This window comes from Streptomyces sp. SudanB25_2051, from assembly GCF_964272635.1.
Taxonomy (GTDB): domain Bacteria; phylum Actinomycetota; class Actinomycetes; order Streptomycetales; family Streptomycetaceae; genus Streptomyces.
This window is the reverse complement of sequence record NZ_OZ186787.1, coordinates 2,338,913-2,358,717: the sequence shown is the minus strand read 5'-3', so window position 1 is coordinate 2,358,717 and position 19,805 is coordinate 2,338,913. Positions and strand designations below refer to the sequence as shown.

Below are 19,805 nucleotides of genomic sequence, written 5' to 3'. Positions count from 1 at the left end.
CGGCCGCCGCCGTGCCGGGGCGGCAGTGACACCAGGGAAAGCAGAGGAACTCGGCCATGGCAACGGCGCCCAGCGTCTCGTACTCGATGACGGTCCGGCTGGAGGTGCCCGCGAGCGGAACCGCGGTCTCCCAGCTCACCACGGCCGTGGAGTCCTCCGGGGGCTCCGTCACCGGCCTCGACGTGACCGCGTCCGGCCACGAGAAGCTGCGGATCGACGTGACCATCGCGGCCACCTCGACCGCCCACGCCGACGAGATCGTCGGCAAGCTGCGCGGCATCGAGGGCGTCGTCCTCGGCAAGGTCTCCGACCGTACGTTCCTGATGCACCTCGGCGGCAAGATCGAGATGGCGTCCAAGCACCCCATCCGCAACCGCGACGACCTCTCCATGATCTACACCCCGGGCGTCGCCCGGGTCTGCATGGCGATCGCCGAGAACCCCGAGGACGCCCGCCGCCTCACCATCAAGCGCAACTCCGTCGCCGTCGTCACCGACGGCTCCGCCGTGCTCGGCCTCGGCAACATCGGCCCCAAGGCGGCCCTGCCCGTCATGGAGGGCAAGGCGGCCCTCTTCAAGCGCTTCGCGGGCATCGACGCCTGGCCGATCTGCCTGGACACCCAGGACACCGACGCCATCGTGGAGATCGTCAAGGCCATCGCGCCCGGCTTCGCCGGCATCAACCTGGAGGACATCTCCGCCCCCCGCTGCTTCGAGATCGAGGCGCGGCTCCGCGAGGCCCTGGACATCCCCGTCTTCCACGACGACCAGCACGGCACCGCCATCGTCGTCCTCGCCGCCCTCACCAACGCCCTGCGCGTCGTCGGCAAGGCCATCGGCGACGTCCGCGTCGTCATGTCCGGCGCCGGCGCGGCCGGCACGGCCATCCTGAAGCTGCTCATCGCGGCGGGCGTCAAGCACGCCGTCGTCGCCGACATCCACGGCGTCGTCCACGCCGGCCGCGCGGACCTCGTGGACGCCGCGCCGGAGTCCCCGCTGCGCTGGATCGCCGACAACACCAACCCCGAGGGCGTCACCGGCACCCTCAAGGACGCCGTCGCGGGCGCGGACGTCTTCATCGGCGTCTCCGCCCCGAACCTCCTGGACGGCGACGACGTGGCCGCCATGGCCGACGACGCCATCGTGTTCGCGCTCGCGAACCCGGACCCCGAGGTCGACCCGGCCGTGGCCCGCCAGACCGCCGCCGTCGTCGCCACCGGGCGGTCCGACTTCCCGAACCAGATCAACAACGTCCTCGTCTTTCCCGGCGTGTTCCGCGGCCTGCTGGACGCCCAGTCCCGTACGGTCAACACGGACATGATGCTCGCGGCGGCGACCGCTCTGGCGGACGTCGTCACCGACGAGGAACTGAACGCCAACTACATCATCCCGTCGGTCTTCAACGACAAGGTCGCGGGCGCCGTGGCCGGTGCCGTACGCAACGCCGCGAAGGCCGCGGCGGCGGACGCCAAGCCGCTCTGAGGCCCCTCGCGAGGTGTGACGGCACGCACGGTCACGCGGCGCCCGGCGCGTCGCGGACCGTGCGCCTCCGCGTCCGCCCGTAGGGTTGCGGTCCGACTCCGGGGCGTCTTCGCGCGGACCGGTGCGCGGTCGGCCGGGGGTCACCAGGACGGGGCTGTGGCGCTTTTCGTGTGACTCCGGAGGGTGCCGGATTGGCTTTCCCGCCGCTGGTGGGGGCAGGATGCGTATTCGGGCGCGAGGGTCTGACAGCAGACCCGGGTCCGAGCACTGTCCTAGGGCCCTGGCAGCATCGGCTTCGATCTCACGCCTCACAGGCAAGAAGAACACGGGAGTAAGAACATGAACCGCAGTGAGCTGGTGGCCGCCCTGGCCGACCGCGCCGAGGTGACCCGCAAGGACGCCGACGCCGTGCTGGCCGCGCTCGCCGAGACCATCGGTGAGGTCGTCGCCAAGGGCGACGAGAAGGTCACCATCCCCGGCTTCCTGACCTTCGAGCGCACCCACCGTGCCGCTCGCACCGCTCGTAACCCGCAGACCGGCGAGCCGATCAACATCCCGGCCGGTTACAGCGTGAAGGTCTCCGCGGGCTCGAAGCTCAAGGAAGCCGCCAAGGGCAAGTAAGCCCCCACAGGCGCCGTGAAGAGGGCGGTCACCCCCAGAGGGTGGCCGCCCTTCTTCCGGCCCGCGTACGGCCCGCTCCAGGGCCCCGCGAGGCACACGTACGACGACGGCCCCCCGCTCACCGCGGGGGGCCGTCGTCGTTACGAACGCAAGGTGACGCTCCGTCAGAAGCCGCTCACCGTACGGGGCGTGGTCGTGCCTGCCCGGGGGCGACCCCCGGACCCCCGGCAGGGGGTCGCGGGAGCCACGGGCCTCAGACCGCTTTGGCGCCCGGGAGTTCGACCTTCGCGCCCAGCTCCACCAGCTTCTGCATGCAGTGTTTGCCCGGGGGCGACCCCCGGACCCCCGGCAGGGGGTCGCGGGAGGCGGGTCTCAGACCGCCTTGGCGCCCGGGAGTTCCACCTTCGCGCCCAGCTCCACCAGCTTCTGCATGCTGTGCTTGCCCGGGGGGCGACCCCCGGACCCCCGGCAGGGGGCCGCGGGAGCCACGGGCCTCAGACCGCCTTGGCGCCCGGGAGTTCCACCTTCGCGCCCAGCTCCACCAGCTTCTGCATGAAGTTCTCGTAGCCGCGGTTGATCAGGTCGATGCCGTGGACGCGGGACGTGCCCTGCGCCGCCAGGGCGGCGATCAGGTACGAGAAGCCGCCGCGCAGGTCCGGGATGACCAGGTCGGCGCCCTGGAGCTTCGTCGGGCCGGACACGACCGCGGAGTGCAGGAAGTTCCGCTGGCCGAAGCGGCAGTCGGAACCGCCCAGGCACTCGCGGTAGAGCTGGATGTGCGCGCCCATCTGGTTGAGCGCCGAGGTGAAGCCGAGCCGCGACTCGTACACCGTCTCGTGGACGATCGACAGGCCCGCGGCCTGCGTCAGGGCCACCACCAGGGGCTGCTGCCAGTCCGTCTGGAAGCCGGGGTGCACGTCCGTCTCCAGGGCGATCGCGTTCAGCGCGCCGCCCGGGTGCCAGAAGCGGATGCCCTCGTCGTCGATCTCGAAGGCGCCACCCACCTTCCGGTAGGTGTTGAGGAAGGTCATCATCGAGCGCTGCTGCGCGCCGCGCACATAGATGTTGCCCTCGGTCGCCAGCGCCGCCGACGCCCACGAGGCCGCCTCCAGGCGGTCGGGGAGCGCCCGGTGGGCGTAGCCGCCGAGCTTGTCGACACCGGTGATCCGGATGGTCCGGTCGGTGTCCATGGCGATGATCGCGCCCATCTTCTGCAGGACGCAGATGAGGTCCTCGATCTCGGGCTCGACCGCCGCGTTGGAGAGTTCCGTCACACCCTCCGCCAGCACGGCCGTCAGCAGCACCTGCTCGGTCGCGCCGACCGACGGGTAGGGCAGGCGTATCTTCGTGCCGCGCAGCCGCCGCGGGGCCTCCAGGTACTGGCCGTCGGCGCGCTTCTCGATCTTCGCGCCGAACTGCCGCAGCACCTCGAAGTGGAAGTCGATCGGCCGTCCGCCGATGTCGCAGCCGCCCAGGCCGGGGATGAAGGCGTGCCCGAGCCGGTGCAGCAGCGGGCCGCAGAAGAGGATCGGGATGCGCGACGAACCCGCGTGGGCGTCGATGTCGGCGACGTTCGCGGACTCGACGTGCGTCGGGTCCATGACCAGCTCGCCCGGCTCGTCGCCGGGGCGGACGGTCACGCCGTGGAGCTGGAGCAGCCCGCGGACCACGCGCACGTCGCGGATGTCCGGCACGTTGCGCAGCCGGCTGGGCTCACTGCCGAGGAGTGCGGCGACCATCGCCTTGGGCACGAGGTTCTTCGCGCCGCGGACGCGGATCTCGCCCTCCAGCGGGGTGCCGCCGTGGACAAGCAGTACATCGTCTGTGCCGGTCATGTATCTCGCGTTCCGGATGGAGTCGGGCAGGGGCCAGGGAAAAGCGTAAGGGGCATCCACCCGTGCCCCGTAAGGCGGCGGAGTGGCGGAACGTGTAAGGAATTCGGCACAACACCCTCCGTCCCCCACGCCTCGCGGAGGGTCACCGTCCGTTTGCGTGTGCGGGCGCGTACGGGGTGTGCCGGGCACGCCGGCCGCGGCGGGTGTGCGCCGGGGTTCGGCCGACCGCCGCGCACGCCCCCCGTACCGGGCGAAGATGCGGGATCATGTGTCCATGACGGAGGTGTCCTCGCTCGCGGGCCGGCTGCTCGTCGCCACCCCCGCACTGGTCGACCCGAACTTCGACCGCGCGGTGGTGCTGCTGCTCGACCACGACGACGAGGGTTCACTCGGCGTGGTCCTCAACCGCCCGACCCCGGTCGACGTCGGCGACGTCCTGGAGTCCTGGGCGCCGCTCGCCGGGGAGCCGGGCGTCGTCTTCCAGGGCGGCCCCGTGTCCCTCGACGCGGCGCTCGGCCTGGCCGTGATCCCCGGCGACGAGGGGCCGCTCGGCTGGCGCCGGGTGCACGGGGCGATCGGCCTCGTCGACCTGGAGACCCCGCCCGAGCTGCTCGGCCCCGCCCTCGGCAGCCTGCGGATCTTCGCCGGGTACGCGGGCTGGGGCCCCGGCCAGCTGGAAGACGAGCTGGGCGACGGCGCCTGGTTCGTGGTCGAGTCCGAGCCCGGCGACGTGTCGTCCCCGCACCCCGAGAACCTGTGGCGCGCCGTGCTGCGGCGGCAGCGCAGCGAACTGGCCATGATCGCGACGTACCCGGACGACCCGAGCCTGAACTGAAGCCGGGCGGGGGTGAGTACCCTTGGCTGTTATGAGCACTCTCGAGCCCGAGCGCGGGGCAGGTACGGGGACCCTCGTAGAGCCGACGCCGCAGGTGTCGCACGGCGACGGCGACCACGAGCGCTACGCCCACTACGTCCAGAAGGACAAGATCATGGCGAGCGCCCTCGACGGCACTCCCGTGGTCGCCCTCTGCGGCAAGGTCTGGGTCCCCGGCCGCGACCCCAAGAAGTACCCGGTCTGCCCCATGTGCAAGGAGATCTACGAGTCCATGGGCGCGGGCGGCGACAAGGACAAGGGCGGCAAGGACAAGAAGTAGGGCCCGTACGCCCGACGCCCCCGCCGTCCGAGAGCACCAGAGCCCCCGGAGAGCCCCCGGAACGCCTGCCGGCGCGCCGTGTGTCCACCCGTGCCGAGCGCACCTGGCACGCGGGCCGCGCGCCCGCGGCACCGGGGGCTCCGCCGTCCCCGCGTACGTCCCGGCGCACCCCCGCGCGCATTCGTCCCCGCGAGGTGCCCGTACAGGTCCGCGCCGCCGTACCCGCACCCGTCCGGGGCCGCGCGCCCCCGTACTCCTCGGACGCCCGATCGAGGGACGGCCCCCCGAACGTGTGACTCCGCCGCGTCCCGCGCGGCCCACGTGCGGCGGCGCGCCCGCACCGGCGGGTGTGCGCAAAGCGGACCATCCGCCCGGTCATGGGAGGTCACGGGAGGTCGCGGGCGGAACCGTCCTTCGCGGACCCTCGCGGCGGCCGCCTTGGAAGATGTGCCACAGTTTCCACGACCGGACTGTGAGCACGTACGGTACGGCAACACAGGCGGGACAGCCGGGACAGCCGGGACACCGGGAAGGGGCAGCTGGGTTGACCACGCACGCACCGAGGACGGCGCACTCCGTCACGCTGCCGGCCTCGCTCGACGAGGCCGTGGCGGCACTCACCGCCATGCCCGCCGCCGTGCCCGTCGCCGGCGGTACGGACCTGATGGCCGCGGTCAACAAGGGCCTCCTCCGCCCCGCCGGACTCGTCGGCCTCGGCCGCATCAACGAACTGCGCGGCTGGCAGTACCAGGACGGCCACGCACTCCTCGGCGCGGGCCTCACCCACGCCCGCATGGGACGCCCCGACTTCGCCGCCCTCATCCCCGCGCTGGCCGCCGCCGCCCGCGCCGCCGGACCGCCGCAGATCCGCAACGCGGGCACCCTCGGCGGCAACATCGTTACCGCCGCGCCCACCGGCGACTCGCTGCCCGTCCTCGCCGCCCTGGAGGCCGACCTCGTGGTCGCCGGGCCCGCCGGGAACCGCGAGATCCCCGTCTCGCACCTGCTGGCCGGGCGCGCGATGCTCGAACCGGGCGAACTCGTCGCGTACGTACGGGTTCCGCTGCTGCACGCCCCGCAGGTGTTCCTCAAGGCGACCGGGCGCACCGGCCCCGGACGCGCCCTCGCCTCCGTCGCCGTCGTCCTGGACCCGGCGCGGCGCGCGGTGCGCTGCGCGGTCGGGGCGATCGCGCCCATGCCGCTGCGCCCGCTGGAGGCCGAGCACTGGATCGCCTCGCTCGTCGACTGGGACGGCGAGCGGGGGCTGGCGCCGGAGGCCCTGACGGCGTTCGGCGAGTACGTCGCGGCGGCCTGCATCCCGGACCAGCCGCCGGCCGCCGAGGGCGAGGAGCCGCCCCCGCTGCCGCCCGCCGTACTGCAACTGCGCCGCACGGTGTCCGTGCTGGCCCGACGAGCACTGGGGAGGGCGCTGTCGTGAGCGACGAGACCGGCAACGAGGAGCGCGCGCGGGACGGCGGCGGCTGGCAGCCGACGCCGCAGGGGGAGTACGACGGGGACGCCACGGCGTTCGTCCACCTCCCGCCCGACGCGGGCCTGGACGGCATTCCGCTGGAGGCGCCGGGCCACGGCTATGTGCCGCCGCACATCGCGGACCCGCACGCCACCGCGCAGTGGAACTTCCACTCCGCCATGGACGCCGAGCACCCGCCCGCCCCCGGCCCCGCCGACCTGACCGGCCAGTGGACGATCCCGGTCGCGCAGGGCGAGCTGCCCGAGGAGTCCGGCGAGTACCGGATGGGCGGGGAGCGGTACGGCACGGCGCAGGGGTACGCGTCGGGGTACGGGGCCGACGACCAGGCGTACGGCGGGGCCGGGGAGCAGGCGTACGACGGGGGCGGTGAACAGGCGTACGACGGGGGCGGTGAACAGTACGGCACGCCCGAGCAGTACGGCACGTCCGGGGAGTACGGCACGTCCGGCGAGTACGCCTCCGGGCAGTACGGCACGCCCGCGCACGGCACGCCGGTCCAGGTGACGCCCGCGTACGGGACGCCGGTCCACGAGGTCCTGGCCGACGGCACGCCCGCGCACGGCACGCCCGTGCGGGAGGAGCCGGCGGCGTACGGCCAGGGGCAGGCGCCCGCCACCGGCCACGAGTCCCCGCAGGCGTCCGCGCACCCGCACGAGGCGCCCGCGCCCGCGCACCCCGGCGTGCCCTCCTGGGCGAACGGCGGCAACGCGCCCGCGACGCTCCCGGGCGGTGCCCCGGCACCCTGGGCGCTCACCCCGCAGGAGACGCCGGAGGCCCCGGCGGGCGGCGGGCGGCAGGCCCCGGAGGCGGCCGAAGTCCCGGGCGGCGACGCCCACATGAGGGCCCAGGCCCCGGCCGCCGAAGCCACCGCGGCGGAGGAGCACCCGGTTGCCGAGGCCCCGGGCGCCCCGGTCGGCCCCGAGGAGGCCCCCGACGCCGAGGCCCCGGAGGCGGCGGCGCCCACCGGCAGGCACCCCGCGGACGCACCCGAGGCGGACGCGCCCGCCACCGAGCAGCACCCGGCACAGGCGCCCCCCGCCGAGCCCACCGCACCCGCGGCGGACACCCCGGCGTCCGAGGCCCCGGCGTCCGAGGCCCCGGCCTCCGAGGCCCCGGCGGCGGACGCCCCGGCGGCTGAGGCTGCCGCAGCCCCCGCGCCCCCGGCGGAGGCGCCGACGACCGAGGCACCCGCGACCGAGGCACCCGCCGCCGAGGCGCCCGCGACCGAGGCACCCGCCGCGCCCAGCGACGAACACCCGCACATGTCCTACGTGCTGCGGGTCAACGGCGCCGACCGCCCCGTCACCGACGCCTGGATCGGCGAGTCGCTGCTGTACGTGCTGCGCGAGCGCCTCGGCCTGGCGGGCGCCAAGGACGGCTGCTCCCAGGGCGAGTGCGGCGCCTGCAACGTCCAGGTCGACGGCCGTCTCGTGGCGTCGTGCCTGGTGCCCGCCGCGACCGCGGCCGGCAGCGAGGTCCGTACGGTCGAGGGCCTGGCCGTCGACGGCGAACCGTCCGACGTGCAGCGCGCCCTCACCCGCTGCGGCGCCGTCCAGTGCGGCTTCTGCATCCCCGGCATGGCGATGACGGTCCACGACCTGCTGGAGGGCAACCACGCCCCGAGCGAGGTCCAGGCCCGCCAGGCGCTGTCCGGCAACCTGTGCCGCTGCACCGGCTACCAGGGCGCCCTCAGAGCCGTACGGGAAGTCGTCGCCGAGCGCGCCGCCGGCAAGTCCGCGCAGGCCGCCGGCAACGCCGCCCCGGACGACGCCCACCAGAACCCCGACGCCCGCATCCCGCACCAGGTCCCCCACCCGCACGACGGAGGCACGGCGTGAGCAACGACGCGGCCACCGCCATCCCGGCGGTCGAACTCCCCCGGCAGGAACAGGCGCAGGAGCAGGAGCGGCCCGTCCGCGGGCTCGGCGCGTCCCTGCCGTCGGCCGACGCCCGCGCCAAGGCGGAGGGCACGTTCCCGTACGCCGCCGACCTGTGGGCCGAGGGCCTGCTGTGGGCGGCGGTGCTCCGCTCCCCGCACGCGCACGCGCGCATCCGGTCCATCGACACCTCGGCGGCGGCGGCGATGCCCGGCGTACGGGCGGTGGTGACCCACGCCGACGTGCCGGGCGACACGTCGTACGGCCGCAGCGTGGCGGACCGCCCCGTCTTCGCGGCGGACGTGGTCCGCCACCATGGCGAGGCCATCGCCGCCGTGGCCGCCGACCACCCGGACGCGGCCAGGCTCGCCGCGGCGGCGATCATCGTGGACTACGAGGTGCTGGAGCCGGTCACCGACCCGGAGCAGGCGTTCTCCGCGCCGCCGCTCCACCCGGACGGCAATCTCATCCGCCACATCCCGCTGCGCTTCGGCGACCCGGAGGCCACCGGCGAGGTGATCGTCGAGGGGCTGTACCGGATCGGCCGCCAGGACCCGGCGCCCATCGGCGCCGAGGCGGGCCTCGCGGTGCCGCGCCCCGACGGCGGGGTGGAGATCTACACGGCGTCGACCGACCCGCACACCGACCGCGACCTGGCCGCCGCGTGCTTCGGCCTGCCGCCGGAGCAGGTGAAGATCGTCGTGACGGGTGTGCCGGGCGCGATGGGCGACCGGGAGGACCCGGGCTTCCAGATCCCGCTGGGCCTGCTGGCGCTGCGCACCGGCGCGCCGGTGAAACTGGCCGCCACCCGCGAGGAGTCGTTCCTCGGGCACGGCCACCGCCACCCGACGCTGCTGCGCTACCGCCACCACGCGGACGCCGAGGGCCGCCTGGTGAAGGTGGAGGCGCAGATCCTCCTCGACGGCGGCGCGTACGCGGACGCCTCGTCCGAGTCGCTCGCGGCCGCGGTCTCCTTCGCCTGCGGCCCGTACGTCGTGCCGCACGCGTTCGTGGAGGGCTGGGTCGTACGCACGAACAACCCGCCCGCCGGGCATGTGCGCGGCGAGGGCGCGATGCAGGTGTGCGCCGCGTACGAGGGCCAGATGGACAAGCTGGCGGCGAAGCTGGGCCTGGACCCGGCGGAGCTGCGGATGCGCAACGTCCTGGCGACGGGCGATCTGCTGCCGACCGGCCAGACCGTGACCTGCCCGGCGCCGGTCGCCGAACTGCTGGAGGCCGTACGGGACTTCCCGCTGCCGCCGCTGCCGTCGGACGCCGCGCAGGAGGACTGGCTGCTGCCGAGCGGCCCCGAGGGCGCGGGCGAGCCGAGCGCGGTGCGCCGGGGCGTCGGGTACGCGCTGGGCATGGTGCACATGCTGGGCGCCGAGGGCACGGACGAGGTGTCGACGGCGACGGTGAAGGTCCAGGACGGGGTGGCGACGGTGCTGTGCGCCGCCGTGGAGACCGGCCAGGGCTTCTCGACGCTGGCGCGGCAGATCGTCCAGGAGGTCCTGGGCGTCGAGGAGGTGCAGGTCGCGCCGGTCGACACGGACCAGCCGCCCGCCGGCCCCGCGGCGCACGGCCGCCACACGTGGGTGTCGGGCGGCGCGGTGGAGCGCGCGGCGAAGATGGTGCGCACACAGCTGCTGCAGCCGCTGGCGCACAAGTTCGGCATGTCGACGGAGCTGCTCCAGATCCAGGACGGCAAGATCACCTCGTACGACGGCGTCCTGTCCACGACGGTGGCGGAGGAGCTGTACGGCAAGGAGCTGTGGGCGACCGCGCAGTGCCGCCCGCACCCGACGGAGCCGCTGGACGAGGCGGGGCAGGGCGACGCGTTCGTGGGCCTGGCGTTCTGCGCGATCCGCGCGGTCGTCGACGTGGACGTGGAGCTGGGCTCCGTACGGGTCGTGGAACTGGCCGTCGCGCAGGACGTGGGCCGCGTCCTGAACCCGGCGCAGCTGGCGACCCGCATCGAGGCGGGCGTCACCCAGGGCCTGGGCGCGGCGCTCACCGAGAACCTCCGCACCCCGCGCGGCCTGGTCCGCCACCCGGACCTGACGGGCTACGCCCTGCCGACGGCCCTGGACACCCCGGACATCCGCATCGTGAAGCTGGTCGAGGAACGGGACGTGGTGGCCCCCTTCGGCGCGAAGGCCGCGAGCGCGGTCCCGGTGGTCACGTCCCCGGCGGCCATCGCCTCGGCGGTCCGCGCCGCGACGGGCCGCCCGGTCAACCGCCTCCCGATCCGCCCCCAGTCGGCGGTGGTGAACTGAACGGACGGCAGGGCCCGGCCGAAGAGGCCGGGCCCGTACGCGTCCTGTCACCGGGGCGTGGCCGGCCCCGGCGGCCGCTCCGTTCTCAGAAGCGTTCGATCTCCTGCCCGGCCGGGATCTCGTAGCAGCCGGAGACGAGCATCAGGCTCAGCTTGGGCGGGTCGTTCTTCGCATCTTGGGTGATCTTGACGCTCGACTTCCGCTCGTCGTTGTCGGCCGTGAGGGTGAGGTTCTTGTCCCGACTGCGATCAGGGCCGTATTGAACGATCGTCCATCCGCGTTTCGGCAGCTCCTGCTTGAGCTGCTTCATCGCCTCGTCGAGCTGATCCGGTGAGGCAGGATAGAAGTTCCACGGGTGGAAGACCCGGAAGTACTTCTTTCGATCCTTGCCTGCGCAGTCCATGACTCCCGCTCGACTGTCGGACGCTTCCCCCTTGACGGCGATCAGGCCGCGGATGTCGCTGGACATCTTCTCCAGGTCATCGGCGGCGGCGCTGGATGTGCTGGTGCCGGCAGAGGGGATGTTGTTCGGTTCTTCATTCATGCCGCATCCGGTGAGGGTGATCAGAAGGATGAAGACGGGGAGCGTCCATGCGCCCAGTCTGGTATTCACGCTGAGAAGCCTCGCTTAGTCGGCCAGCACAATACGGTTGCTCCAGTGGCTTTGCGCCCGAGGGTTCACCGGCTATTCCAATTGCACCTTGTTGTATCGCCCGACCACAACGTAGGCCTGATTCATCAGACTCTCGGAACCTTCGTCCCAGTACCCGCTGTGGCCCTCGGTGTCCGTGGTCATCTGGTTCGCGCCGAACCACTCGTCGCTGGGCACCACCCAGTAGTTGCCCCACTCGTGGCCGCCGTGTCCCCAGCGGCCGATGTCGGGGACGATGTCCCCGTCCGCCTCCTGATTCCAGACATGCCCCTTCGGCACGTCCAGGTCCTCGGCGTTGGCGACGGTCACACCGGGGCTGCCGACGGTGATCACATCGTCCGCGTTGAGCGTGCCGTGGTCGGCGGCGGAACCGACGAGGGTCGTGCCGTAGGAGTGGCCGATCACGGTCCGGTGGGTCCCCGAGCCCCCGCTGTGCGACGCCTCCAAACCATCGAGGAACCGGTTGAAGGCGGGCGCGCCGTCGTCCGCGTAGTGCCGGAACGGCGCGTCCTTGTAGATGCTCTGCGGGGCGTCGTACCCGAGCCAGGTGATCGTGGACACGCTCTTGCCGTCGGCCTCGTTGTTGGCGACACGCCATGTGCTGACCATCCGGTCGATGTTGCCGTCGATGTTGCTCAGGTTCGATGTCGTTCCGGGCACGTAGACCGCCTGGTGGTCGGCCGTGTCCGGGTTCCCGTTGGCGATGATCGCCCGGCCGTTGCCCTCCGCGCTGAACCCGAGGAGGTACGCCTCCGGCAGGCCTCTCCGGCCCGTCTGGTCGAAGCGTTTCCGGATGGCGTCCATGCCCTTGAGGGACTGGTTGAGGTGCTCGTACCGCTCCCCGTACTTCCTGTGCCACTCCATCCACTCGTCGGTGCGGACCTTGACGGGGAAGCGGCCCGCGGTGATCCATGTCCACTCGTTGGCGGGCGGTTTCGGGATCGAGGCCAGTTCCAGCCGGTACTGGGCGTGCTTCTGGTCGAGGACGACGCGGTTGGCCTCGTCGCGGACGGTGGAGGGAAGCCCGTCGAGCGCGCCGACCTGCGCCGCGTTCAGCGACAGGTGGGCTGTCCGCTCCTCCGGGGTGAGCCCGTTCCACCAGGCCGCGTTGTCCTTGGGGCTGCCGTCCTTCGGGGGCTGGGGGAGGGAGTCGAGGTAGCCCTTGCCCGCGTCGCGGACTCCGCTCGTGTCGGACTGGGTGTCCGTCCAGTCGTGGTCGGAGACGGTCAGGTCGTCGTCGGCCTTCAGCGCGCGGAGCTTCGGCGCCCACTTGGTGTCGGCGTCGGTGGCTTCCCTGACGGCGTCGGCGATCCGGTTGGCGAACTCCAGGGCTTTGCCGTAGTGCGGGTTGGGGTGGGCGTTGACCGCCTGGCGGTAGAGCGCGTCCGCCGTCGGGGAGGCCGGGCCGCCGCTGCCGGTGACCGTGCCGCCCTCGGGGACCTTGCCGTCGACGGGCGTGCCGCCGGCGGGGAAGGCGACCGAGCCGTCCGGGTTCACGGTGCACCCGGCTGCCTGCGCGTCGGCGATAGCCGCTTCCAGCTTGCGTTTGGCGGCGGCCATGTCGTGCGCGAAGCCGCCCAGCGCGGTGCTGACCAGGCCGCATTCGGTCTGCACGTAGTGGAAGTTCTCCGCCAGTTCCTTCAGCTCGCCCAGCGCGGCGGTGGCCGCCTCGCCTTCGAGCTGGGCGCGGATGCCGGAGGAGATCCGGATGTCGATCGCGTCCTTGGCCTTGGCGGCCATGTCGGCGGTGGCGCGGTAGCCGTCGGCCGCGTCCTCGTAGGCGGCGGGCTTGAACTTCCTCAGCGTCGCGAGATCCATGGCCGCCGGTCACCGGCCCTTCGCCTGGCCGCCGACGGCCTCGGTGTCCTGGTACTGGGCCCTGACCTTCGCGAACTCGTCCTCGATCGCCTGGTCGGTCATCGCCAGATCACGCCCGGCCCGCTCCAGCAGCCCGCCCACCGTGCCGCAACGCCCGCTCAGCTTGCCGACGTAGCTCTTCCAGGAGTCGTACAACTCCTTCTGCGCCGCCGCCGACTGGCACCCGGACGTGTCCCCCACACCCGACTGCCCTTCCTCCAGCTTCCGCAGGCCCTGGCCGATGTCCGCCTTCAGGCCGTTGACACCCGCACCCGCCTGCGACCACGCCTTCATCCGGGTCCTCACCACCCCGGACGAACCACCGCCCCCACCACCGGACGGATCGGATCCCGGTAACTGGTTGAGCTGCATCCGGGTTAACTGGCGTTCGGCAGCTTCGGTCTTGAGCTGCTCCCACTCGTCCCACGACATCGGTGCCCCTCCACGGCGGGTCAGTCCTACGCCACAGCAGTGCTCCCGCGCCACACTAACGGCGTATCGGGGGCCGGGCTCTGAGTACTTGTACCTATTCACGAAAGGCTCACGGGCGTGCCGCCGGGCTTTCGTCGAGGCGCTGATCAACGGGTGCGTCGTCGTATCCGTCCCGTCGGACTTCTGGTGCTGGGCGTGCCGGCTGCGTCGTCGTGTGACGCCGAGCCTGAGCCCGCGCCGACCGCTGCCCGGGAGGGGCTCTGTGCCGTCGGGACTGGACGACGCCTGGCCTGCCGGACAGGAGCGGCGTCCCGCCGGAGAGGTACGCGCATGACACGGGTCGATGGTGTCCGCGCTGAGACGACGGACATCATCGCCGCATTCCATGTGGCCTGCAGGCTGCCGGGCGATTTGGAAGGCCCTTCGCGGAAGGCGCGGCTGCGGTTCACGTTGGGGAACACCGTGAACATGGGGCGCGAGGACCCCGAGGCGCAGAAGCGGCACGTCGCCTTCCTGTACGTCATGGCCCAGCGGGCCGTCGACGCGCTGGCGTGTGAGAACAAGCCCCTCCAGGGTGACCCCGTGGTGAAGCCCGCCAAGGGGTGAGCGGGGCGACGACGCGCCCCCGGGCGGGGCCTTCCTCCCTCCTGCGTTGGGAGGAAGGCCCCGCCTCGGTTCAGTCGGTGTGGCAGGCGCACGTGCAGGTGATGGAGAAGAACGGGTGCTCGTCGGGGCCGGGGGAGTCGGACGCGTACACCTCCATGGGGGTGCAGGGCTCGTGTTCGCCCGACTCGCACTCCTGCGTGCGGCCGGACTGTCTGGCGTCGACGGCGATCTGCTCCTTGGTGCGTCCGGGCCTCACCGCTCGCCGTCCAGGAGGTCGAACACGTCCGGGGCCGGCGGGAACAGCGGGGCGCACCGCGCGCAGGCGTAGACGTTGAATCCGGGGCCGGTGGCCTGGTGGACCTCGGACACCACCACCGGCTCGTCGGTGATCCGCTCGCACCTGGCGCACATCCGCACCGGCTTCCGCGCCTGCCCGCTCACCGTGCCGCTCCCGCCGTGTGCAGTACGCGGGTGTCGAGGTCGATACCGAAGTCCGCCGCGAGGAGGAGGGTGAGCCTTCGCCGGGCCTGGTTCTCGCGGCGCTCGTGCGCCAGGAGGTAGGGGCGGACGAGGGGCGAGGCGTGGCCGTCGAGCGGTTCGGCCGACCCGTACGGGGAGCGGAGCCGCGGCAGGCCCGTGCGGGGGGTTTCGCGTTGAGTGGGGGTGCCGGTGATGCCGGGGGTAGTGGCGGGCCGGCCCATGCCCGCCCGCCTCCGGCCGGAACCGGGGGCGAGTAAGCCCAGCAGCAGGCGCACAAGGGTGGGGATAATGCTCACTGTCACGCTCCTAGAGCAGCGTTGGCCATGCCCCCGGGCCGTTTGCGGCGGCCGCGGGGGTCGTACACACGGTCAGCATACGCGTATACGCGTATACGCGGTCGCGCATTGTCGAGGGTACGCGCATTCTCGCGGTATGGATCTTGACCGGAGCAAGCCCGTGTGGCCCCAGATCGCGGACGAGCTGCGCCGCCGGATTGACGTCGGTACGTACGCGGCGGGCGCACGATTCCCCGCCGTGGTCGATCTCGCGACAGAGCTGGACGTCGCGCCGTCCACGGTGCAGAAGGCCGTCGCCGCTCTGCGGGCGGAGGGCAGGCTCTACACCGTCCTGGGGCAGGGGTCGTTCGTGGCCGAGTCGGACGGGGACGGGCCCGACGCCTGACCGTTGGGGTGGGGTGTGGCCGGGCGATGAGTTTGCCGGGGGCTTCCGGTCTATCCATCGACACGGAAGGGAGCACCCCATGCAGCAGAAGATCAAGCCGTTCCTCTGGTTCGACACCGAGGCCGAGGAGGCCGCCGCGCACTACACGGCGATCTTTCCCGACTCGCGGATCGTGGAGGTCGTGCCGTATCCGGAAGGGACGCCCCGGCCCGCGGGGATGGTCATGACCGTGGAGTTCGAGCTGGCCGGGCAGCGGTACGTCGCGCTGAACGGCGGGCCCGAGTTCCGGTTCAACGAGGCCGTCTCGCTGGGCGTGCAGTGCGAGGACCAGGAGGAGGTCGACTACTACTGGTCCCGGCTCTCCGAGGGCGGCGAGGAGGGGCCCTGCGGGTGGCTCAAGGACAAGTACGGGCTGTCCTGGCAGGTCAATCCCAGCGAGCTCGACACCATGCTCAAGGACCCCGACCCCGAGAAGACCCGGCGCGTCACCGAGGCCATGATGGGCATGAAGAAGCTCGACATCCAGGCCCTGCGCGACGCCTACCAGGGGTGACGCGGGCGTCGGGGGCCGTCGCGGGCCGCGGGTCGTACGACTCACGGACGAGTCCCCGCCCGACTCGCGACAGGCCCCAAACGGCCCTACGCCACTTACGCTGGACGCATGAGCGCCCCTGATCCGACCGGCACCGCCGACCCGACCGCCGCCGCCCCCTCCGTACCGTCCCCGACCTCGCGGAAGCAGGGCGGCGGCAGTGTGCTCGACCGGGAGCACCGGGCGCTGAGCATCGGCATCGTCTCGGTCGTGCTGCTGATCGCGTTCGAGGCGACCGCCGTCGGCACGGCGATGCCCGTCGCGGCGCGCGAACTGGACGGGGTGCCGCTGTACGCGTTCGCGTTCTCGGCGTACTTCACCACCAGCCTCTTCGGCATGGTCCTCGCCGGGCAGTGGGCCGACCGCAGCGGGCCGCTCGGCGCGCTCGCCTCCGGCATCGCCGCCTTCGGCGCGGGCCTGGTCGTCTCGGGGACGGCCGGCGCGATGTGGCCGTTCATCCTCGGGCGGGCCGTGCAGGGCCTGGGCGGCGGGCTGGTGATCGTCGCGCTGTACGTGGTCGTCAGCCGGGCGTACGAGGAGCGGCTGCGGCCGGCGATCATGGCGGCGTTCTCCGCGAGCTGGGTCATCCCGTCGATCGTCGGCCCCCTGGGCGCCGGGACGGTCACCGAGCGGCTCGGCTGGCGGTGGGTGTTCCTCGGCATCCCCGCGCTGGTGCTGCTCCCGCTGGTCCTCGCCCTGCCCGCGATACGCCGCCTCGCCGCCGGGCCCGCCGACCCGGAGGCGCCCGTGCCCGGGTTCGACCGGCGGCGGCTGCGGCTGGCGCTGGGCATCTCCGTGGGCGCCGGGCTGCTCCAGTACGCCGGCCAGGACCTGCGCTGGCTGTCCGTGCTGCCCGCCCTGGCCGGTGCCGCGCTGCTCGTACCGGCCGTGCGGGGGCTGCTGCCGCGCGGTACGTACCTGGCGGCCCGCGGGCTGCCGTCCGTGGTGCTGCTGCGCGGGGTCGCCGCGGGCGCGTTCATCTCCGCGGAGTCGTTCGTGCCGCTGATGCTGGTCACCCAGCGGGGCCTGACGCCCACCATGGCCGGGCTGTCCATCGCCGTGGGCGGCGCGACCTGGGCGCTCGGGTCGTACGTCCAGTCGCGGTCCCGGGTGGAGCCGTACCGGGAGCGGCTGATGGTGCTGGGCATGGTGCTGGTGGCGGGGGCCATCGCGGCCGTGCCGGCGGTGCTCCTCCCGGCGGTGCCGGTCTGGATCGTCGCGCTGGCCTGGGGCTTCGGGTGCTTCGGCATGGGCATGGTCATCTCCTCGACGAGCGTGCTGCTGCTGAAGCTGTCCGCGCCGGAGGAGGCCGGTACGAACTCGGCCGCGCTCCAGATCTCCGACGGCCTCGCCAACGTCATGCTCCTCGCGGCGGGCGGCGCGGCCTTCGCGGCCCTGGGCGGCGGCGCGGTCGGCGCCCACGCCCTGCCCGGCGCGGAGTCGGCCGCCTCGCACCCGGCGGCGTTCGCCGTGGTGTTCCTCCCCATGGCCGCGGTGGCCCTGGCGGGGGCGTGGGTGGCGGCCCGGGTCCGCCCCGCACCGACACCCTGACCGACGGGCCCTGGCGGCGCCCGCGGCGGCGCCCTGAGCCGCGGCGTTCGACGTGGACGAGGCCGAGCGGTTCGTGTTGGACGTGTGCCAGGGCGCGCTGGACGTGCCGAAGATCGCCGCGCAGCTGCCGAGGTTCGCCGCGCGGTGAGCCGGTCCCATCGGTCGCCGTGTGACACCGCTCGCACTCGCCGAGGTCACGGCGTCGTACGCGCCGGGGGCGGGGCGGGCGGCCGGTAGGGTGGCCCGGTTGTCGTACGTCGACCGTGCGCACCGCCCATGCGTCCGAGAGCACCGAATCGGAGACCGTGACTACTACCGCCTCCCATCACCTCTCTCCCGCCTTCCCCGGCCGCGCCCCGTGGGGTACGGCCAGCAAGCTCCGCGCCTGGCAGCAGGCGGCGATGGACAAGTACATCCAGGAGCAGCCCCGGGACTTCCTCGCCGTCGCCACGCCCGGCGCCGGTAAGACGACCTTCGCGCTGACCCTGGCCTCGTGGCTGCTGCACCACCACGTCGTGCAGCAGGTCACCGTGGTCGCCCCGACCGAGCACCTGAAGAAGCAGTGGGCGGCCGCCGCCGCGCGGATAGGGATCAAGCTGGACCCGGAGTACAGCGCGGGCCCGCTCAGCAAGGAGTACGACGGTGTCGCCGTCACGTACGCCGGTGTCGGCGTGCGCCCGATGCTCCACCGCAACCGCGTCGAGCAGCGCAAGACCCTCGTGATCCTCGACGAGATCCACCACGCCGGCGACTCCAAGTCGTGGGGCGAGGCGTGCCTGGAGGCGTTCGAGCCCGCGACGCGGCGCCTCGCGCTGACCGGTACGCCGTTCCGCTCCGACACCAACCCGATCCCCTTCGTCACGTACGAGGAGGGCAACGACGGCATCCGGCGGTCCGCCGCCGACTACACGTACGGCTACGGCAACGCCCTCGCCGACGGCGTCGTCCGGCCCGTGATCTTCCTCAGCTACAGCGGCAACATGCGCTGGCGCACCAAGGCGGGCGACGAGGTCGCCGCCCGGCTCGGCGAGCCGATGACGAAGGACGCCATCTCGCAGGCCTGGCGCACCGCCCTCGACCCGCGCGGCGACTGGATGCCGAACGTGCTGCGCGCCGCCGACCAGCGGCTCACCGAGGTCCGCAAGGCCATCCCCGACGCCGGGGCGCTGGTCATCGCCTCCGACCAGGAGTCGGCGCGCGCGTACGCCAAGCTCATCCGGGAGATCACCGGGCACGGCGCGACGCTCGTCCTGTCCGACGACGCGGGCGCGTCGAAGCGGATCGACGAGTTCAGCGCAGGCGACGACCGGTGGATGGTCGCCGTCCGCATGGTGTCCGAGGGCGTCGACGTCCCGCGCCTCGCGGTCGGCGTGTACGCGACGACGATCTCCACGCCGCTGTTCTTCGCGCAGGCCGTGGGGCGTTTCGTGCGGTCCCGCAGGCGCGGTGAGACGGCGTCCGTGTTCCTGCCGACCATCCCCATGCTCATGGGCTTCGCCAACGAGATGGAGGTCGAACGCGACCACGTCCTCGACCGGCCGAAGAAGGAGGGCGAGGAGGACCCGTACGCCGAGTCCGAGAAGGAACTCGACGAGGCGAACAAGCAGCAGGACGAGGACACCGGCGAACAGGACATGCTGCCCTTCGAGGCGCTGGAGTCCGACGCCGTCTTCGACCGGGTGATGTACAACGGCGCCGAGTTCGGCATGCAGGCGCACCCCGGCAGCCAGGAGGAGCAGGACTACCTCGGCATCCCGGGGCTGCTGGAGCCCGACCAGGTGCAGCTGCTGCTGCAGAAGCGGCAGGCCCGGCAGATCGCGCACAGCCGCCAGAAGCCCGCCGAGGAGGCCGACCTGCTGGAGCTGCCCGCCGAGCGGCGGCCGGTCGTCTCGCACAAGGAGCTGATGGAGCTGCGCAAGCAGCTCAACACGATGGTCGGCGCGTACGTCCACCAGAGCGGCAAGCCCCACGGCGTGATCCACACCGAGCTGCGCCGGGTGTGCGGCGGCCCGCCCAGCGCCGAGGCGACGGCCGGGCAGATCCGGGAGCGGATCAAGAAGGTCCAGGAGTGGGCCACGCGGATGCGGTGAGACGCGCTGAACAGGGCCCCGGGACCGGCCTGGGCCCTGGCCGCGAGGAGCGCCCCCGGCGCCGCGCCTGAGCGTGCGGTGCGGGGGCGCCGCCGTTTGGGGGGCTGGGGCGCGGTACGGGGGGCGCC

The 19,805-nt window shown here is 73.0% G+C and carries 19 protein-coding genes and 1 pseudogene; 13 read left to right on the top strand and 7 right to left on the bottom strand.

The genetic code is table 11. The features are described 5' to 3' along the window. The first annotated feature begins 56 nt into the window (after positions 1-56). A complete protein-coding gene (locus ACSUPT_RS10480; RefSeq protein ID WP_351967618.1) occupies positions 57-1,481 on the top strand; it encodes an NAD-dependent malic enzyme in 1,425 nt (474 codons plus the stop codon). Between the two features lie 339 nt (positions 1,482-1,820). Beyond that, positions 1,821-2,102: an HU family DNA-binding protein gene (locus tag ACSUPT_RS10475; RefSeq protein ID WP_023588435.1), complete on the top strand. Its 282-nt coding sequence runs from the start codon at positions 1,821-1,823 to the stop codon at positions 2,100-2,102. A gap of 494 nt (positions 2,103-2,596) precedes the next feature. Here the strand turns inward: ACSUPT_RS10475 and murA are convergent, their stop codons facing one another. Beyond that, complete coding sequence (gene murA / locus ACSUPT_RS10470) at positions 2,597-3,937, bottom strand: UDP-N-acetylglucosamine 1-carboxyvinyltransferase (protein WP_351967617.1); 1,341 nt, start codon at positions 3,935-3,937, stop codon at positions 2,597-2,599. A 274-nt stretch (positions 3,938-4,211) separates the two neighbouring features. Here murA and ACSUPT_RS10465 point away from each other — a divergent pair, with 274 nt between their 5' ends. The 5 genes from ACSUPT_RS10465 (at position 4,212) to ACSUPT_RS10445 (ending at position 10,736) form a co-directional block, all read left to right on the top strand. Further along, positions 4,212-4,772, top strand: a complete 561-nt coding sequence (locus ACSUPT_RS10465; protein ID WP_436944113.1) for a YqgE/AlgH family protein — start codon at positions 4,212-4,214, stop codon at positions 4,770-4,772. A gap of 31 nt (positions 4,773-4,803) precedes the next feature. Continuing rightward, on the top strand, positions 4,804-5,091 hold the full coding sequence (locus tag ACSUPT_RS10460; protein ID WP_023588437.1) for a DUF3039 domain-containing protein: 288 nt from the start codon (positions 4,804-4,806) through the stop codon (positions 5,089-5,091). Between the two features lie 544 nt (positions 5,092-5,635). Then, positions 5,636-6,529 carry an FAD binding domain-containing protein gene (locus ACSUPT_RS10455; protein WP_351967615.1) on the top strand — a complete coding sequence of 298 codons (894 nt, stop codon included), beginning with the start codon at positions 5,636-5,638 and terminating at the stop codon, positions 6,527-6,529. After that, positions 6,526-8,421 (top strand): 2Fe-2S iron-sulfur cluster-binding protein, encoded by a 1,896-nt coding sequence (locus tag ACSUPT_RS10450; RefSeq protein WP_436944112.1) that lies wholly within the window; start codon positions 6,526-6,528, stop codon positions 8,419-8,421. Before ACSUPT_RS10455 ends, ACSUPT_RS10450 begins: the two co-directional genes overlap by 4 nt. Next, complete coding sequence (locus ACSUPT_RS10445) at positions 8,418-10,736, top strand: xanthine dehydrogenase family protein molybdopterin-binding subunit (protein ID WP_436944111.1); 2,319 nt, start codon at positions 8,418-8,420, stop codon at positions 10,734-10,736. The genes ACSUPT_RS10450 and ACSUPT_RS10445 overlap by 4 nt, the downstream gene beginning before the upstream one ends. 85 nt (positions 10,737-10,821) lie before the next feature. On the opposite strand, the gene ACSUPT_RS10440 is transcribed toward ACSUPT_RS10445, so the two are convergent. From ACSUPT_RS10440 to ACSUPT_RS10430, 3 genes are all read right to left on the bottom strand, one after another. Then, positions 10,822-11,349 carry a hypothetical protein gene (locus ACSUPT_RS10440; protein WP_436944110.1) on the bottom strand — a complete coding sequence of 176 codons (528 nt, stop codon included), beginning with the start codon at positions 11,347-11,349 and terminating at the stop codon, positions 10,822-10,824. Positions 11,350-11,421: 72 nt separating this feature from the next. After that, on the bottom strand, positions 11,422-13,206 hold the full coding sequence (locus tag ACSUPT_RS10435) for an alpha/beta hydrolase (RefSeq protein WP_436944109.1): 1,785 nt from the start codon (positions 13,204-13,206) through the stop codon (positions 11,422-11,424). Positions 13,207-13,215: 9 nt separating this feature from the next. Further along, a complete protein-coding gene (locus ACSUPT_RS10430) occupies positions 13,216-13,677 on the bottom strand; it encodes a hypothetical protein (RefSeq protein WP_436944012.1) in 462 nt (153 codons plus the stop codon). A 330-nt stretch (positions 13,678-14,007) separates the two neighbouring features. On the opposite strand from ACSUPT_RS10430, the gene ACSUPT_RS10425 reads away from it, so the two are divergent. Next, positions 14,008-14,283 (top strand): hypothetical protein, encoded by a 276-nt coding sequence (locus ACSUPT_RS10425; RefSeq protein WP_436944108.1) that lies wholly within the window; start codon positions 14,008-14,010, stop codon positions 14,281-14,283. A 70-nt stretch (positions 14,284-14,353) separates the two neighbouring features. On the opposite strand, the gene ACSUPT_RS10420 is transcribed toward ACSUPT_RS10425, so the two are convergent. From ACSUPT_RS10420 to ACSUPT_RS10410, 3 genes are read right to left on the bottom strand one after another with little or no spacing between them, the layout of a single operon-like run. Further along, complete coding sequence (locus ACSUPT_RS10420) at positions 14,354-14,539, bottom strand: hypothetical protein (protein WP_404143225.1); 186 nt, start codon at positions 14,537-14,539, stop codon at positions 14,354-14,356. Beyond that, positions 14,536-14,724, bottom strand: a complete 189-nt coding sequence (locus ACSUPT_RS10415; RefSeq protein WP_436944107.1) for a hypothetical protein — start codon at positions 14,722-14,724, stop codon at positions 14,536-14,538. The genes ACSUPT_RS10420 and ACSUPT_RS10415 overlap by 4 nt, the downstream gene beginning before the upstream one ends. After that, positions 14,721-15,059 carry a hypothetical protein gene (locus tag ACSUPT_RS10410; RefSeq protein WP_351965967.1) on the bottom strand — a complete coding sequence of 113 codons (339 nt, stop codon included), beginning with the start codon at positions 15,057-15,059 and terminating at the stop codon, positions 14,721-14,723. Before ACSUPT_RS10410 ends, ACSUPT_RS10415 begins: the two co-directional genes overlap by 4 nt. Before the next feature lie 136 nt (positions 15,060-15,195). On the opposite strand from ACSUPT_RS10410, the gene ACSUPT_RS10405 reads away from it, so the two are divergent. From ACSUPT_RS10405 to ACSUPT_RS10385, 5 genes and pseudogenes are all read left to right on the top strand, one after another. Next, the gene (locus tag ACSUPT_RS10405; RefSeq protein WP_351965966.1) at positions 15,196-15,444 is read left to right on the top strand and encodes a GntR family transcriptional regulator; all 249 of its coding nucleotides are present in this window, start codon (positions 15,196-15,198) and stop codon (positions 15,442-15,444) included. A gap of 79 nt (positions 15,445-15,523) precedes the next feature. Beyond that, the gene (locus ACSUPT_RS10400) at positions 15,524-15,997 is read left to right on the top strand and encodes a VOC family protein (RefSeq protein ID WP_351965965.1); all 474 of its coding nucleotides are present in this window, start codon (positions 15,524-15,526) and stop codon (positions 15,995-15,997) included. Between the two features lie 108 nt (positions 15,998-16,105). Then, a complete protein-coding gene (locus ACSUPT_RS10395) occupies positions 16,106-17,587 on the top strand; it encodes an MFS transporter (protein WP_351965964.1) in 1,482 nt (493 codons plus the stop codon). Positions 17,588-17,633: 46 nt separating this feature from the next. Then, a pseudogene (locus tag ACSUPT_RS10390) lies at positions 17,634-17,735 on the top strand (death-on-curing protein); the annotation flags it as partial. 157 nt (positions 17,736-17,892) lie between these two features. After that, positions 17,893-19,677 (top strand): DEAD/DEAH box helicase, encoded by a 1,785-nt coding sequence (locus ACSUPT_RS10385; RefSeq protein ID WP_351965963.1) that lies wholly within the window; start codon positions 17,893-17,895, stop codon positions 19,675-19,677. The last annotated feature ends 128 nt before the right edge of the window (positions 19,678-19,805 follow it).